The organism is Corynebacterium sp. ZY180755 (assembly GCF_054331495.1).
In genome coordinates this window covers 704,477-720,154 of sequence record NZ_CM135811.1, presented here as the reverse complement: position 1 = coordinate 720,154, position 15,678 = coordinate 704,477, and the positions used below count along the sequence as shown (strand labels likewise).

General features: G+C 51.6%; 12 protein-coding genes. 3 read left to right on the top strand and 9 right to left on the bottom strand.

Annotated elements, in window-relative coordinates; genetic code table 11:
- Positions 1-828: 828 nt before the first annotated feature.
- The 4 genes from ACXM2N_RS03260 to ACXM2N_RS03245 all read right to left on the bottom strand — a co-directional run bounded on the left by ACXM2N_RS03260 (position 829) and on the right by ACXM2N_RS03245 (position 5,160).
- Complete coding sequence (locus ACXM2N_RS03260) at positions 829-2,379, bottom strand: hypothetical protein (RefSeq protein WP_458489967.1); 1,551 nt, start codon at positions 2,377-2,379, stop codon at positions 829-831.
- On the bottom strand, positions 2,357-3,091 hold the full coding sequence (locus tag ACXM2N_RS03255; RefSeq protein WP_458489965.1) for an ATP-binding cassette domain-containing protein: 735 nt from the start codon (positions 3,089-3,091) through the stop codon (positions 2,357-2,359). Before ACXM2N_RS03255 ends, ACXM2N_RS03260 begins: the two co-directional genes overlap by 23 nt.
- Before the next feature lie 118 nt (positions 3,092-3,209).
- Positions 3,210-3,878 carry a response regulator gene (locus ACXM2N_RS03250; RefSeq protein ID WP_458489963.1) on the bottom strand — a complete coding sequence of 223 codons (669 nt, stop codon included), beginning with the start codon at positions 3,876-3,878 and terminating at the stop codon, positions 3,210-3,212.
- Between the two features lie 49 nt (positions 3,879-3,927).
- On the bottom strand, positions 3,928-5,160 hold the full coding sequence (locus ACXM2N_RS03245; protein WP_458489961.1) for a sensor histidine kinase: 1,233 nt from the start codon (positions 5,158-5,160) through the stop codon (positions 3,928-3,930).
- 1,204 nt (positions 5,161-6,364) lie between these two features.
- Here ACXM2N_RS03245 and ACXM2N_RS03240 point away from each other — a divergent pair.
- The 3 genes from ACXM2N_RS03240 to ACXM2N_RS03230 all read left to right on the top strand — a co-directional run bounded on the left by ACXM2N_RS03240 (position 6,365) and on the right by ACXM2N_RS03230 (position 10,300).
- Positions 6,365-7,705: an amidohydrolase gene (locus ACXM2N_RS03240; RefSeq protein WP_458489959.1), complete on the top strand. Its 1,341-nt coding sequence runs from the start codon at positions 6,365-6,367 to the stop codon at positions 7,703-7,705.
- Between the two features lie 220 nt (positions 7,706-7,925).
- Positions 7,926-9,191, top strand: a complete 1,266-nt coding sequence (locus tag ACXM2N_RS03235) for a cation:proton antiporter (protein ID WP_458489957.1) — start codon at positions 7,926-7,928, stop codon at positions 9,189-9,191.
- A 182-nt stretch (positions 9,192-9,373) separates the two neighbouring features.
- Positions 9,374-10,300 carry a DUF1906 domain-containing protein gene (locus tag ACXM2N_RS03230; protein ID WP_458489955.1) on the top strand — a complete coding sequence of 309 codons (927 nt, stop codon included), beginning with the start codon at positions 9,374-9,376 and terminating at the stop codon, positions 10,298-10,300.
- A 50-nt stretch (positions 10,301-10,350) separates the two neighbouring features.
- On the opposite strand, the gene ACXM2N_RS03225 is transcribed toward ACXM2N_RS03230, so the two are convergent.
- The 5 genes from ACXM2N_RS03225 to ACXM2N_RS03205 all read right to left on the bottom strand — a co-directional run bounded on the left by ACXM2N_RS03225 (position 10,351) and on the right by ACXM2N_RS03205 (position 15,669).
- Positions 10,351-11,256 (bottom strand): hypothetical protein, encoded by a 906-nt coding sequence (locus ACXM2N_RS03225; RefSeq protein ID WP_458489953.1) that lies wholly within the window; start codon positions 11,254-11,256, stop codon positions 10,351-10,353.
- A gap of 131 nt (positions 11,257-11,387) precedes the next feature.
- Positions 11,388-13,031 (bottom strand): solute symporter family protein, encoded by a 1,644-nt coding sequence (locus ACXM2N_RS03220; protein WP_458489951.1) that lies wholly within the window; start codon positions 13,029-13,031, stop codon positions 11,388-11,390.
- A gap of 15 nt (positions 13,032-13,046) precedes the next feature.
- Entirely contained in the window at positions 13,047-13,394 is a 348-nt protein-coding gene (locus tag ACXM2N_RS03215) for a DUF485 domain-containing protein (RefSeq protein ID WP_458489949.1), read from the bottom strand.
- Positions 13,395-13,980: 586 nt separating this feature from the next.
- Positions 13,981-14,781 carry an enoyl-CoA hydratase gene (locus ACXM2N_RS03210; protein WP_458489947.1) on the bottom strand — a complete coding sequence of 267 codons (801 nt, stop codon included), beginning with the start codon at positions 14,779-14,781 and terminating at the stop codon, positions 13,981-13,983.
- A 21-nt stretch (positions 14,782-14,802) separates the two neighbouring features.
- Complete coding sequence (locus ACXM2N_RS03205; RefSeq protein ID WP_458489945.1) at positions 14,803-15,669, bottom strand: aldo/keto reductase; 867 nt, start codon at positions 15,667-15,669, stop codon at positions 14,803-14,805.
- Between the last annotated feature and the right edge of the window lie 9 nt (positions 15,670-15,678).

Here is a 15,678-nt window from a genome sequence, read left to right as displayed (position 1 = left end):
ACAGTATCGGCCCAATCAGTGGCAGGAGAATCACCAAGCTCTTACTGCTCGTACTCGGCGAAAATCATGCTTCGGCAGCGCTGCTGCTTGCGAAACGAGGTGCACTCATTAACGGCATCTTCCTAGGTAAGCACCGCCTCATTCAGGCCACCAAGGCGGAAAAAATTTATCAGCGAGCTAGTTGATTACCCAGCTCGCCAATACCGTTAGACCTTATTCCACGTTTTCTTTCTCACGCGAATGCAATGAGTTCGTTGGTAATGTGGTCATCTAGTCATGTGCGAGAAATTCCTAATCCTTACCATTCCCGCTCCATGCCCCTATCACCTTTAGCGATCTGGGCGGATGCTGTAGAGGCGTTGTCGGGCAGAACAACATCAGCACCCCACCGAAATACTCAAAAACAAGGCGATGCCCGTCCCGCCATCATGGCTGCTTCTCATCAAGGAAACCGTGCTCAAACAGCATGCCTGAATACGGCTACGAAGATATGGATCTTGCAGGACTCACGGGTGATTGGGTGCCTAACGAACATGGTTGAGGTCGTAGTGAATATCAGTGCTGGCTTTCAGACATACTTCCAGCGGGTGCCAGAGAGATGAATGTCCACAGAATCCTCCGTGGAAGTGTTTCTGAAGCTCTTTGGCCCCTGACATTCGATAGCCGGCATTAACTACTTGGAGACGAAGCTCAACCGCGCGGTCGCTTGAAATCTTGTTTCCATTAATTTGAAGCTCTCCGGCGGTTTGAGTCAAACGACTTTTAAGATCTTTTACGCACCTAGTTGCAATCAGAGTGTTTACTATTCTCGATGTCCTTATTTCCAGGTTACGAAGCACGTTCGTGGCTGCGCATTGTCTTATAAACAATGGGAATAGCTATTGCAAAAAGAGGAATCTGCATAGCAATAGCTATCCAGAACCGAATCTGGGTATTTGCAATAACGGGCCAAGCAGGGAGGGCCACAATCCAGAGGGCAGTTTCTGCAAGAACATCTCCACCCAATGTAGCTGCAAGCACCGTGACAAAAATTGTCCAAGCAATAGCCGCTCCTGAGCCAAATCTGATGCAAATTATTGCGCTCAGAAAGGTGAGGATTGTTCCTGTTGTTCCCCACAAAAGGAGCATTCGAAGCACATCCCCCGTCAGACTAGTTGTGAAGATACATGCACCAACGGCTGCTACTGAGATGATTAGAATCAGTAAGAAATGCCAGGCAAGAAAAGCGGTACGCAGTTTTGCATTTTCGGTAACTGATAGCGCCCAAGCCGTAGAAACCCCTCTCCAAGTCAAAACAGGTAGGAATCCGGCCCCAACTGGTAGGAGAAAGTAAGTGTAGAGACCGGTCACGTAGTCAGAGTCATAGACGTAACCAACCACTAGAAGCAAAATTACTGCGAATACCGAGAGGTACGTTGCACTGCTCTTCAACAGTGCAACGTTTACGGCTAACAGCGACTGCCATGCGGAAGCTTCTGTTCGTAGATTAGTCTCTGCATCAAGAGTGGAATCTGTTAGGGTTTTGCCAAGCTGCTCGAGTTCTGTGTCTCCATCAGAATTAGAATTGTTGTCGCTTCTTCTATTTTTTATTGCCTTAGGGCGCCTAGGGGAAACAATTATCACCAAGTAGCAGGCAATGGCACCAAAAATAGTGCAGAGCACCAGAGCTAGGACCAGCGACTCCTCAAGAAGGGTGTTGCCTGGTTCGATGGGCACAGCGTTGGCATGAATACCAAGCACTGGAAGCGTTACACGGACTGACCAGCTCGGCGGGATAAACATCCAGAGCGTATTCTCTGCAGTCAAGGTACCAATTAGCTGGTAGATCATGGCAAGCAAAAGGACTGCGATAAGCGGAATAAATCGTGCGATCAGTGCGAAAATAGCAACTGTTGATATGTTTGCAATGAACGATAGTAATCCCGCTTCAAGTAGCAATCCGGCACCATCTCTACCTGCAAGAACGGATAACATCCAGGCAGTTCCGAAGTTTAGGCAATGAAGCAAAGCTGATATCAGAATTAATACAATCAGTCGAGCGGCTCGAGTTCCTTGCATCGAAACAAACCGAAGGTCTACACCACCATTTCGCGCGGAGCGTTCACGGTCTTCAGATAGTCCGCCTAGTAGAGCTAGAAGTGGCGCGGCCATTCCTGTTACAAACATCGCTTGCCAGCTAAGAACCCCAGATGCGTCGTCAGCTCCAGAAGACCAGAATGAAAAAGTAGAGCTAATTACGCCAATCAAAAGCCCGACAAGAGGGAACCACTGGAGGGCGGAATTCCGTGTTCTAATAAGCTCTGCTTGAATCAAAGCCAGAAAACCAGCACTGAACTGCGGATGCGAAGAATCTTCCTTAGTGCGCAGCAACAGAAACACCACCTTGGGTCATAGCTAAGAATTTCTCTTCTAGTTGTCCAGCCGGTGCAAAATCTTTCAAAGTGCCGGTATAGAGGGTCTTGCCGGATGCAAGCACTGTGATGTCATCTGTTAACTTGGCAACTTCACCCAATTGGTGAGAACTAATAAGTACAGTGCCACCTTGACGAGCCCAACCTCGAATGAATCCTCGGAGATCGGCGATTCCCTGGGGGTCCAAGCCGTTCTGAGGCTCATCTAAGATAAGAATCTTTGGATTTCCCAACATCGCAATTGCGATTGCTAGGCGAGCTTTCATGCCGGTAGAGAAGTCTCGGGTCTTCTTGCGCCCCGCCATGGAAAGCCCCACGGCCGCGAGTACTCGATCAACTTCTGAGCGATCCAAACCCAACAACTTGGCATGGATACGAAGATTATCTGTTGCAGAAAGATGGCGATACAGAGCAGGGCCATTGATGGATGCACCAATATCCTTCAAACTTTCTCTGCTGCGTGTCCGGCCTAATACTTCGACCTTCCCCTCGCCGCGATATTCCAATCCTAGAATCATGCGGAAGCAAGTGGACTTACCGGCGCCGTTTCGTCCTAGAAGTGCGTGAACACGGCCGGGAACTACATCCATCGAAAATCCATCAAGCACTTGGTTTCCGGAGTAGTTAATGCGGAGATCTTGACAGGATATTGCGGGAGAAAAAGAGTCATTTGAAATCATGTATTAATAGTGCGTTACTCGGCAGTGTCCATACATCAGTCCGGCGAGTGATTTTTTGAAATTCTTTTTCATCCGTGAGGGGGATTCTCGTTCATCCTCGAGGAGGAATAGAGTCTCTTTAATTTTCAACCACGTTGAATTTATGAGCCCATACAGCAAGCCCTACGCGGTCCCTAACACCAAGCTTCGTTATGAGCCGTGAAACGTACGTTTTAACGGTAGCAACACCAATAAACAGCGCTTCAGCTATCTCAGCATTTGTTTCTGCTCTGGCGACACGCGATAAGACTTGCTTTTCGCGCGCAGTCAAGGAACTTACAAGGTTGGTTTCTTCCTCCGACCGAGTACGCTTCATATGACCCAAACGAAATCCGTCTATAACATACTGGGTAACGTCTGGAGAAAGAACCGATGCTCCTTGATGAATTCTTCTAATAGCATCAGCTAGAACCTCGGGGTCCGCATCCTTCAAAAGGAAACCATGAACTCCTGTTTCCAACGCTTCCCCAACTAAATCTTCAGAGTTAAAGGTAGTTAACATGAGGACCTTCAGATCCTCATGTTCCTTCAACAAGAGCCTGGCAGCTTCAATGCCATCCATCCGAGGCATTTGAATGTCTAATACAGCGACGTCTATGTCCCATTCTCGGGCGAGTTCTACAGCCCTCAAGCCATCACCAGCTGTAGCAACAACCTCTAGATCCTCACTACTACTCAATATCGTCTTTAATGCAGACGCTATCATCGGTTGGTCATCAGCTATAAGGATGCGGATATTTTCACTCACAGGAACTCAATTCTTTACATGGGCGGAGGCCGATAATTGAAACTATTACCTAGATCTCAAGAACCGTAGGGATCATCGCTTTGACGATAAACAAGTCACCGTCTTGCTGATAACTAATCCACCCCCCTAGGCTTTCGACTCGCTCTTTCATTCCAATTAAGCCGCTTCCAGATCCTTTAATCTTGCTGGGTTCAGTCTTCTTACCTCTACTGCTAATAGAGATAAGAATCTCACCTTTCTCTTTATCTACATTAATCTCAATAACAACCTTCGAATTATGGCCCTGATGCCGTAGCGCATTCGTGAGAGATTCATCCAACACTCTTCGAATGGCTAGCTGCACTAGTACTGGCAATGTGTTAATGAGTTGAGAAAGATTAACTTCAGTTGGCAGAGAAGTTTTAATTTCCATGCCAGTTTTCGTAAACCGCTCAATCTGTAGTGGGATATCGGCAATTTTCCCCATACCGCCAAGCTCTTTGGTATCTGATCTACTGCGTAGCGTCTTTACAATTCCACGGACTTCACTTAATGAATCTGCGCTAATAGAACGGATATTCTTCAGTATTTCGATAACATCTTCGTCTGCGCCTGAAGACGTAGCTTGGGCAGTAACTATACCCGCTGATGATTGAACGTTTATCAAGGTTAGGCTATGAGCAAGAACGTCATGGATTTCCCGAGCGGTCTCCAGACGCTCACGATTTTGCACTACGGCCATGGCATCAATAGCGGCTTGTTCCCTTTCCCTTTGTTCTCGCTGCTTATGCTCTGACTCTCTTTGTATACGACGCCCTGCCTGCATTATTACAAGTAGCAAGAGCCACTGAACCAAAGTCCAAGAAACAGATTGGCCTAAAGACCTATATAAAAGACCAGTTTCAGTAGGTTGCCACATCAAGGGGGAAATGAGGCAATATACGAACGACAACCCAGCAAAAAGTAGCAAGAACGAAGTACTTTTTAAATAACGGCTAATTGAAAAAGCTGCTACCAGTAAGAAAAGAATGAAAGGGGTTACACCTAAGTTCTCCGGTAGAGCCATTATCCAATTGATGGACCATAGATATAACAAAAGCAACATCGCAATTGCCGAGGAGACAGGTCGCATACGCCAAAAATAAGCCGCTGGCACGAACATAAACGCAAGTACAGCCTGATTTATGCGGAATATACCGCCACCAGAGGCCAAGGCTACATAAAAAAGTGCAACGAAGAGTGCAAGTAGTGCAAAGACGACACCGTCTGACTGTAAGAGACGTTCTTTCTTCCCATTTCCCATAAAAGCAACCTCTCCCTTGTATTCAAAGGACGGATTAAAAGCTTTCCCTTATCAACGACAGAACTTCAGTCTTAGAGAAAGAAGCTTTTCGGTGGGCGAGCTAGCTTTTCTACACGATACCAGACATGTTCAAGTGCAAACGGATTACATTTGAACCAAAATCCCTTGTCAGAGCGTTTTTCTCGAAGCCGTATAAGACGCATAGAGTGCCAACGAGTCCTCGAACCCGTCCTCAATCACTTGCCAACATTCATCAATCAGGAAGCAAAAATCTACGTCTAATTTCAACCTCAACCTTACAAAAGGCGAAACTCACGATACGGCCTCCCCACAGATCACCCCCAAGTCCCTGTGCACCACAGGCTACATCACCAGCAGAATGCTGTGCTGGACCATGGCCACCCGAGCCTGCACCGCGATGTGGGCAGTGCCTAAAGCCCCGGTCAGGTACATATCCTCTCTGGGTATTTCTGTGTCAAACACTGGAAGGTAAATCCCTCCCCTGGCAACGGCGCAAATAACCCCTCAACCGGCCATCAACGCAATGTTTTTTGTTTAAACCGCACAAACCGTGGCCATCAGAGGCCATATGGAAGAAAACTTAGGTGTGAAAATCTGCGCACGGACTGCTTTACCAAGCTCGAGCACTGCGAAGTTATCGCAGTTCAAGTAGAAGACACACCGGTCAGATACCTGAGGCAGAATTCCTTCAAGGCATGCTAGATATCTGCCACAGACCGCGGCCGCGTTCCTCATAACAGACGGATCCTGCCACGATTTCCCGAGCGCTGCCGAACTGGCTCCCTACGCTAACTTATGGCCGCGAACGATCCATTCACGAACGTAATTCAAATCCAATGGGTAAATCGGGCGGGCAACGAAGAAATGAAGAACGCATCTCCGGCAACCATCTTCCTCGGCTACTTGATTCGATGACATGTTCACAACAAAACTCACTACAAACTGCGTGTACGCCTAAGATTCTGCACATCGATAAGGCTAGGAAGCATCAACTTTAGCGTTTCAGGACTAGAGACGAGAATGACGTTCTACCAGCAATCGCAAACCACTCCTCACCGCGGTTCCTGCGCGTTTAGGCGTACACTTCGGATTATCGCCCATACGTAAAAGCTGAGAAGAACTCAGGGCATAGAAAGTATGGGATTAGGTCAGCAACAATCCGTTTGAGATGGGAGTATGACTAATGACTACTACAGACCTATCGGAGCTTTATACCCGCGTAGATGAGGCCGCAGCCTCGATAGCTGACGAGGTAATTGAGTGGCGTCACCACGTCCACGAGAATCCTGAGCTCCCCAACCGGGAAACTGAGACCGAACAGTTCATCATTAAGCAGCTCGAGACCATCGGAATCGACAGCAGCGATATTTCAAGCGGTGTTGGTGGCCACGGCGTTGTGGCATTCATCCGCGGCGAAGCTGATTCAGACTCAAAGAAGACCGTCCTTCTGCGCGCGGACATTGATGCGCTGCCTGTGCGTGAGGATTCCGGTGAGTCCTTCGCATCTACCAAGGTGGATAAGGATTACCCAGGCGGACCATTCCCCGTCGCGCACGCCTGCGGCCACGATACCCACGTGGCCATGCTGCTGGGCGCAGCTAAGGTTCTCTTCGGGCTTCGCGACGACATCCATGGTGACATCATGCTCGTGTTCCAGCCGGCCGAAGAGGGCCCACCACAGGGCGAGGATGGTGGCGCAGACTTCATGGTCGCGCAGATGCAGGAGCAAGGCCTGCTAGAGCCGCAACCAAGCATGGCATTTGGAATCCACATTTCCCCAGGCCCAGTGGGAAGCATCGGATACACGCGTGGCGTTCAACACGCCGCATCGGAGACGGTGAAAATCACGATCAAGGGTAAGCAGGTTCATGGCTCTACCCCATGGCAGGGTATTGATCCTATGCCAGCAGTCGGTGATGTGCTGAGCAATATTGGCCAGATCTACCGTCAGGTGGATGTTAAGGAGAGCTTCTCCATTTCGCTCGGCCACATCGTAGACCAAGGACGCTTCAACATTGTGGGCGACCAAGTAGAGATCTGGGGTACCGTGCGTTCCGTGACTTCTGCGGTGGTTGAGGATGTTAACGAGCGGATCTCCCGCTACGTCGAACATCTTGCTGCGGCACACGGCTGCACCGGCACAGTGGAGTTCTTTGATCAGATCCCACCAGTGGTCAACACTCCAGAATGGATTGATGCAGTTCTGCCTGTATACGAGCAGGTTGCTGGGGATAACCCTGTGATGGAGCTACCGGTCAATATGGGTTATGACGACGTGTCAGAATTCATCGCCCGTTTCGGCGGTGTGTACGCCCTTCTTGGCGGCCAGGATATCGTTTTTACTGAGGATGGCTCTATCGAGCCCACCGACGAGTCAAGCCGCGGGTTTGTGCCAAACCACAGCCCACAGTTCTATGTCAACGATGCTGCACTGGAGTACGGTGTGCGCCTGCACGCCCAGATTGCAATCGGGCACCTGATGGGTGACGTTAACTCTAACGAGGTTGGAGTTGAGTCTGAATAACTCGGTATACGGGTGCGAACGATTGCTTGCTCAGCGTAACAACGTGATCTAACACCCTTGAGCACCGTCTATGGCGGTAGGGCGTCGGCGTGAAGAAGCCGGCGCCCACATGTCTTTGTGCACAAGGTTGCACGATGGCCAGCCGTAAGTCGAGTGCACTCTCTTTGAATATTGCCTCAAAAATTTCCAATTTCTGTCGTTCGATATATATTATTGCCGCATGACCTTCGATGCCACCCACGTATCTTTGATTGCAGCCGGCGCAACTGACCCCGGACCGTTGGTGGCGTTCGCATGGATAATGGTGGCCGCGTTGCTAGCCCCAACCGTTTCCTACGCCACAGGAAAACGCATTCCCGCCGTAGTGCTTCTCATTGCTTTCGGTTTGATCATTGGGCCCAACGTTTTGTCATTGGCGGAGATCGGGCCCGGCGTTAGCATCCTCAAAGAACTCGGCCTAGGCATGCTCTTCCTCTTGGCCGGTTACGAGATTGACCCACAACTACTGCGCGGCAAACAGGCACGCGCCGGGCTTTCTACTTGGCTTATCTGCGCGGTGCTGAGTTTCGCGGGCGCATTCTTGATTATCGGTTCAGACGCCCCAGCGATTGTGCTTGCCATTGCCATGACATCTACCGCTATTGGCACCCTCCTCCCCATCCTTAAACAACAAGGAATGCTGGAGACGAAGGTAGGTAAATCCTTAATGCTCCATGGGGCAATCGGTGAGATATCGCCCATCTTGGCTATGGCGCTACTACTATCCACACGAGCTACGTGGTTGACCGCGACAGTTTTGTTCACCTTCGCAGCTATCGCAGTCGTGGTAGCTATTGTTCCGCGCACCCTGGGAGCCGTGGCACCATGGATTACTAAAGCTATGGTGGACGGCGCCAGCGCCACAAATCAAACGATCCTGCGCATGGTGTTGACCATGCTCGCTATCCTCATGGCGGTGGCTGCCGTATTTGAGCTGGATGTAGTTCTGGGCGCCTTTGCTGCTGGCTTTATCCTCCGCACAATAGTGCCGGAACGCTACAGCTACGCCTTGGAACAGCGGTTGGACGTTTTAGGTTACGGCCTTCTTATCCCAGTCTTCTTCGTATGCTCTGGCATGACCCTAGACCCACAAGCAGTGGCAGAGGAACCGTGGTTACTGGCCGTTCTCGTCCCACTGTTCTACATCACCCGCGGTCTTCCCATCTTCCTGCGGGAGCAGTTTACAAATACTGGCTCTGGGCTTGTCGACTGGCGCGAGCGCGCCCAGCTCTCCCTGTACTCGGCCACCGCACTGCCGATCATCGTTGCGGTGACCGAGGTGGCAGTCAGCTCGGGCATCTTAGACTCTAATCACGCGTCAATTTTGGTGGCTGCCGGCTCAGCCACGGTGTTACTGTTCCCGCTTGTCGCTTCCCTGATCAAACCAGCAGACAAGGTAAGCCTGCCTGACGATGCTGGGGAGGATCCCAGCAAAGAGGCCGAGTAGACACTGACTAGGCGCTACGTGCAGCGCCCATCTCGTGAACGCGAATCTCTGCCCACCCTCACCAATGAACCCATAACAACCTTGTTACTATTGTTAATTAGTGTGAATTATGGGACTATTGTCATGTATTTTGTGAGTTAATACATCGCCGAACACGCATTTTCACAACTCAAGGGAGAATCATGACCGAAATTTCTCGGCGCTCATTCCTGCAATTCGCAGCCATAGGCGCTGCAGCCGCGACCCTTGGTATCGCGGGTGCGCCCAAGGCGCACGCGCAGCTGGGACCAATCCTGGGAACGGTGATCGATTTCTCCGCTGGCGTGCCGTCGGCAAGCTCCATCAAGGCCGCTGGCCACCTCGGCACAGTTCGCTACGTATCCCAACCTCGCCCAGACGCACAGTGGATGGCGGGCAAGCCAGTACGGCTAGCGGAGACCACCGCCAACGCTGCGCTTGGCCTAGCCACCGCTTCCGTGTACCAGTACGGCCGCGCCAACACTGCCGACTGGCTCAAAGGCGCCGCGGGTGCGGTTGTCCATGCACCGCAAGCCATCGCTATCCACAAGGCTGCGGGCGGACCAACAGGCGTGCCTATCTATGTCGCAATCGATGACAATCCAACCCGCGCCCAGTACACCGGCCAAATCCGGCCCTACCTTCAGTCCTTCAAAACTTCACTGGAAGCAGCCGGCCTCAAACTAGGCGTGTACGGCAACTACAACGTCATTGAATGGGCAACTCAAGACGGATTGGGCGAATACTTCTGGATGCATGACTGGGGATCCGGTGGCAAGATCCACCCCCGCACCACCATCCACCAGCTCCCACAATCACAGCAGCGCGTCATCGACGGCATCACCGTGGACATCAACAATGTCTACGCTAAGGATTGGGGACAGTGGCTACCTGGCGCACCCGCCAAGGATCAGAGTCTGGTCGATATCACAGAAACCAGCCCACTTTCACCAACTGCTACGAATCCAACGATCACGGCAGAGCAACTCAATGCGCTTTCCTCACTCCTACCTGAAGGCGCAATCCCCTTCCCTGTCCCATCACAGCAGGAGCTTGACTTGATCACTACCTTGATCAAGCTATCTAGCTAGAAGGCTACCCATTACACAATGCGCCGCTCATGTGCTGAGCGGCGCATTGCTTATTTCTGTACTTTTCCTTTGAACCGGCTAGCTTTTTCCTCGTCAATGCCCACAGTTTCACCTAGATGGCTTTCCACGTAGGTGGTCAGATCCTCCGCCGTACCGGTGACCATAGCTGCAGCAACAAACAACTCGCCCTTCTCATTGCGACCGAAGCTCACGGAAGAATGCAGACTGCGGTCATCAGACCATCCCCACTTGGACCCCTCAACGCCGTCAAGGATATACGTGCCGTAGTTTTGGCGGGTGCGATCTGCTCCAAATGGGTAGGCGTTGCGCATAGCCTGAAGCACCTGCGAGTCAGGATGTTCAGTAAGCAACTGGGAGATGAAGGAAACGACGTCAAATGAAGAAGTTAGCGAGTACCCCCACCGATCTTCATCGCGGGTTGATTCCAATCCATACTTCTTGGCAGTTTCAGTAATGGAATTCGGATACTTGGCATATAAGCGGTTAGCCAGCATATCGCTAGAACTTGACACCATCTTCATGGCGTACGCACGTTCTCTTTTCGTGCCGTGTTCAAACACGTAATCAGCAATGTAAAGCTTGGAAAGACTAAGAGACGATCGCATGAAACGTTCCGACGATGACCCAATGTGCTCACCGGTATCAATATTGACATACGTCAACTGGGAGGTGAGGGAATCTTGAACACGTTCGTCTTCATCGATTGCTGGCGCATCCCCTAAGATGCTGGGAACATTGCGAATTGCCTGCCCAGAGGCTGCCCCTTGCCCAGCCCCCTGAACACTTGCAACGGCACGGAAGTCTCCTTCCCCACCAGAACCAACTGCCACGAACGGAAGCGCGATGACGGCAACAAGCGGAACGAGCAAGATGAGCACAGTGCTGAGGCGTCCATCACCTCGCATGTGCGGCTTATGTGCTTTGCTTTCCACCATAAACATCCTAGTGTTTGCAATCGCCTTAGTTCTAATTCCAACACAACAAAACCGCCACCCTTTTTTGGAGGGCGACGGTTGTAGATTCGGCTAATACCGGAAGAAGAAGTGCTCCGAGCTAACTACCGGTTTTAGTGGTCAACAGGTGCTTCAACACCAACACCGGTGAGGGAACGAACTTCCATCTCAGCCTGGAGATCATCGAAATTGTCTGGCTTACCAATCATGGTGCCCACAATGCCTGCGATAAACGCCAGTGGAATGGAAACGATGCCTGGTGACGTGAGCGGGAAGATAGCCCAGTCAGCGTTAGGGAACATAGCCGTTGGTGATCCAGATACCGCTGGGGACAGGAAGATGAGGATCAGCGCGGAGCCCAGACCAGCGTAGATGGAGAACAGAGCACCCATGGTGTTGAACTTCTTCCAGTACAGGGAGTACAGGATGGTTGGCAAGTTAGCGGATGCTGCGATAGCGAACGCCAGAGAAACAAGGAACGCAACATTTTGTTCCATTGCCAAGATGCCGAGGATGATAGAAACAACGCCAATAACAATGACGGTAGCGCGGGAAACCTTAACCTGCTCCTCCTCAGTAGACTGACCGTCGCGGATAACGGCGTCGTAGATATCGTGCGCAACCGATGCAGATGCGGTAATTGCAAGGCCTGCAACCACTGCCAGAACGGTAGCGAATGCCACTGCGGAGATGGCCGCCATGAATACGGAACCACCAAGTTCGAGCGCCAGAAGCGGTGCCGCAGCGTTTGCGGTACCAGGTGCAGCCATGATGCGGTCCGGACCAACCAGCGCAGCTGCGCCGTAACCCAAGATCAGGGTCATCAGGTAGAAAGAACCGATGAGAATAATTGCCCACACGACGGAGCGACGAGCCTCGGTAGCGGTAGGCACGGTGTAGAAACGCATCAAAACGTGTGGCAGACCAGCGGTACCGAGAACCAGCGCGATGCCGAGGGAAACGAAGTCAAGCTTGGTAGTAGCGCTTTCGCCGTACTTGAGCCCTGGCTCCATGAGCTGAGATGCCTCGTACCCCTTCTCAGTAATGTACTGGGATGCCGCGTGAGCGTTAACAGCCTCAGAGAACAGTGAGCCAAAGCCACCCTTGACGGCCACGAACACCAGAACGGTCATGATGGTAATACCACCGACCAACAAAACAGCCTTAATCATCTGCACATAGGTGGTGCCCTTCATACCGCCGACCAAAACGTAGATGATCATCAGAACGCCCACAACGCCAACAACGATGGACTGCGCAGTCTTGTCATGCAGGTTGAGGAGGACAGAAACTAGGGCTCCTGCGCCTGCCATCTGAGCGATCAGGTAGAACAAGGACACAAACAGGGTGCCGAATGCAGCGGCGACACGTACAGGCTTCTGCTTCAAGCGGAAGGACAGAACGTCTGCCATGGTGAATCGACCAACGTTACGCAGTGGCTCTGCAACGAGAAGGAGAGCCACTAGCCAGGCAACGAAGAAGCCGACGGAGTAAAGGAAGCCATCATAACCGGAGAGTGCGATTGCACCGACGATGCCGAGGAAGGAGGCTGCTGAGAGGTAGTCACCTGCAATGGCGAGACCATTTTGCTTACCGGAGAACGAACCGCCACCGGTGTAGAAGTCAGATGCCTCGGAGGTCTTTTTGCCGGCGCGGAGAACGACAGCCATGGTCACTACGATGAACAAACCGAACACGACCATGTTCAGTACTGGGTTACCAGCGTTGTCCTCTTGAGCTAGGTAAGTAATATTCATTGGTTGTTCGCCTCCTTAGCCTTCCATAATCTCGCGAATACGAGCAGCCTTTGGCTCAATATTCTTGTTTGCAAACTTGATGTATACCGCGGTGATGATGAATGTGGTCACGAACTGCAGGATGCCTAGGAAGATTCCTAGGTTCATCCCAAGGAACATGTCCTTACCCATCAGTTCTGGCTGGTAGGTGGCGAGTACCACGTAGAACACGTACCACACAAAGAATGCGATAGACATTGGGAACGCGAAGGAGCGGAATGTTTTCTTAAGATCCTGAAATTCCGAGCTGTTCTGCATTTCACGCCATTGCGCTGCAGTTGGTTCGCGGCGGGTTGATTGTCCCGCTGGTGGATGTGCACTCATGTCAGATCCTCCCTTTCTTTAAAAAGACCTGGCGGTGCACCGCGGAAGGTCTAGCCTCCGGGCACACTCCAATTTTTGAGGGCATATGGATAGATTTCGTTGCGGCGAAATGTGTTGTGCTTGCTGTCACTAATCCGAGAATTGGAAACGGCGTGACAATGAATCCCCCGAATCTCATGCTGAAAAGGCACGTAGCCTTCTTCGCAGACATCAGATACGGGCCACTAAGCTCGCCATGCGAAAAAGTTACCGCGATCACATTGCAATTGTGAACTGTTCCACATAATTTAAGATTTCGCAGATTTTCTACTACCCCCACCACACGCTTACAGTGGCATTTGTGCGGCGCGTCACTCACCCCCATGACCAACGCCACACCTGCTTTGCAAAAGTTGTTAAGAGTAGTTTTGCAAAGAATACTTATCTGTCAAGGCGTGAAAATAAACTCACTCACCGGCAATGTTGTATACAATCCCTTCGCTGTTGCCTTAGCCGCTCTGTGTGAATCAACGCTATGCAAAGCAAAAACTCACCGCATCCCTTCTGAGTTACGGTGAGTTTGGTGCAAATTCCCTATTTCTAATTTTTAGCGACGCTTAAACTCCGGATCTCGCTTTTCCTTACGAGCCAAGCGAGCTTCCGCCGCATCCTCGCTCGCCCAGCAGAGGTCATAAAGCTCTTGCTGCTCCTGCGTCAGCGAGTAACTAGCGTCATTAGTATTCAACCCGGACTTTAGTGAGTACACGGACAACGGGGCATTATTCGCCAGCTTCTGCGCCCACGCCATGGCGTGTTCCGAGGTGCCGAGGCCAGAGGCAAAACCAGCGTCTAAAGCCTGCTGAGCGGTCACACGGGCGGCACCCAACAGAACCCGGCGCGCATTAGCACCACCTAGAAGATCCTTCGCACGGTTGATCGTCCATGCATCCAGAGCAAAACCAAGCTGCGCCGCCGGTACACCGAACCACGCGTCCTCTCCCACAAAGATGAGATCACAAGCAAGGGAGAGCTGGGATCCTGCGCCTACTGCTGGCCCTTGAACATCTCCCACGACGAGGATGCTGGCATGGGTGATGGAATGCAGCATGCGCCACAGTGCATCGTGGAAGCCGCCGCCATAGACTGCGCCGTCGGCGCCTTCTGTTGGCGTGGATGATCCAAGGTCAGCACCCGCGCAGAAGGCTTTTCCTTCGCCTCGAATCATAACCACGCGAACGGAGTCATCTGTTTCTGCGTCCTTGCTGGCTTGGTCAACCGCATCAGCAATGCCGTTACAAATGTCTTCGTTGAGGGCATTCCTACGTTCGTCGCGAACAATGGTAATAATGCGTACCTTGTTTTCCTGCTCGATGCGTAGGTTGGTTAGTTCCGCAATGAGTTCAGCCACGTTATCCTCTATCTTTTGGTTTTAGCCTTCGCCTGGGAATGTCAGTGGATCACCGGATAGCCTGCCTCCCGTCTGGTCGAGGGCGGTGATAGCAGACATCTGATCTTCACTGAGTTCAAAATCAAAGATATCGATATTTTCAGCTTGACGCTGGGGATTGCCAGACTTTGGCACCACAGATACTCCTAATTGGTATTCCCAGCGCAGCGCAATTTGGGATACGGACTTGCCCGCGGCCTCCGCAATTTCAACGATTGCAGGTTCATCGACCAGCTTGCCCCGTGCGATGGGCATCCACGCTTCAGTAATGATGCCATGCTCAGCATGGAAATCTCTCAGTTGCTTCTGGGAAAAGCCTGGGTGCAGCTCTACCTGATTGAGCACTGGAGCCACGCCGGTTGCATCAATCAGCTCCTTCAGGACCTCAGGATAAAAATTAGCTACTGCTACGGACTTAATAAGACCCTGCTCACGCAATGTTAGAAGGCCTTCGTAGCATTCGAGGAACTTTCCTCCCTGCGGCCATGGCCAGTGCACCATCACGCTGTCTAGGTAGTCGAGTCCCATGGCAGACAGGGACTGCTTGACGCTATCGATCGTCTTGGCTTTCTCGTGATGGTCGTGCCACACCTTGGTATTAATGAAAAGTTCCTCACGCGTGGTATCCCCTGCGGTGATGGCTTCCTTGACTGCTGCGCCTACTTCGGCCTCGTTACCGTACAAGACCGCGGTGTCGATGTGACGGTACCCAGCGTCAATAGCCGAACGCGTGGCACTGACAGCTTGGTCACCGGTGAGCTTGTAGGTGCCAAATCCCACAGCGGGCATTTCTCGCCCGTCGTTGAGTTCGAAAACTGGTACTTCGGTGTAGTTGCTCATGGACACCATTGAACACCT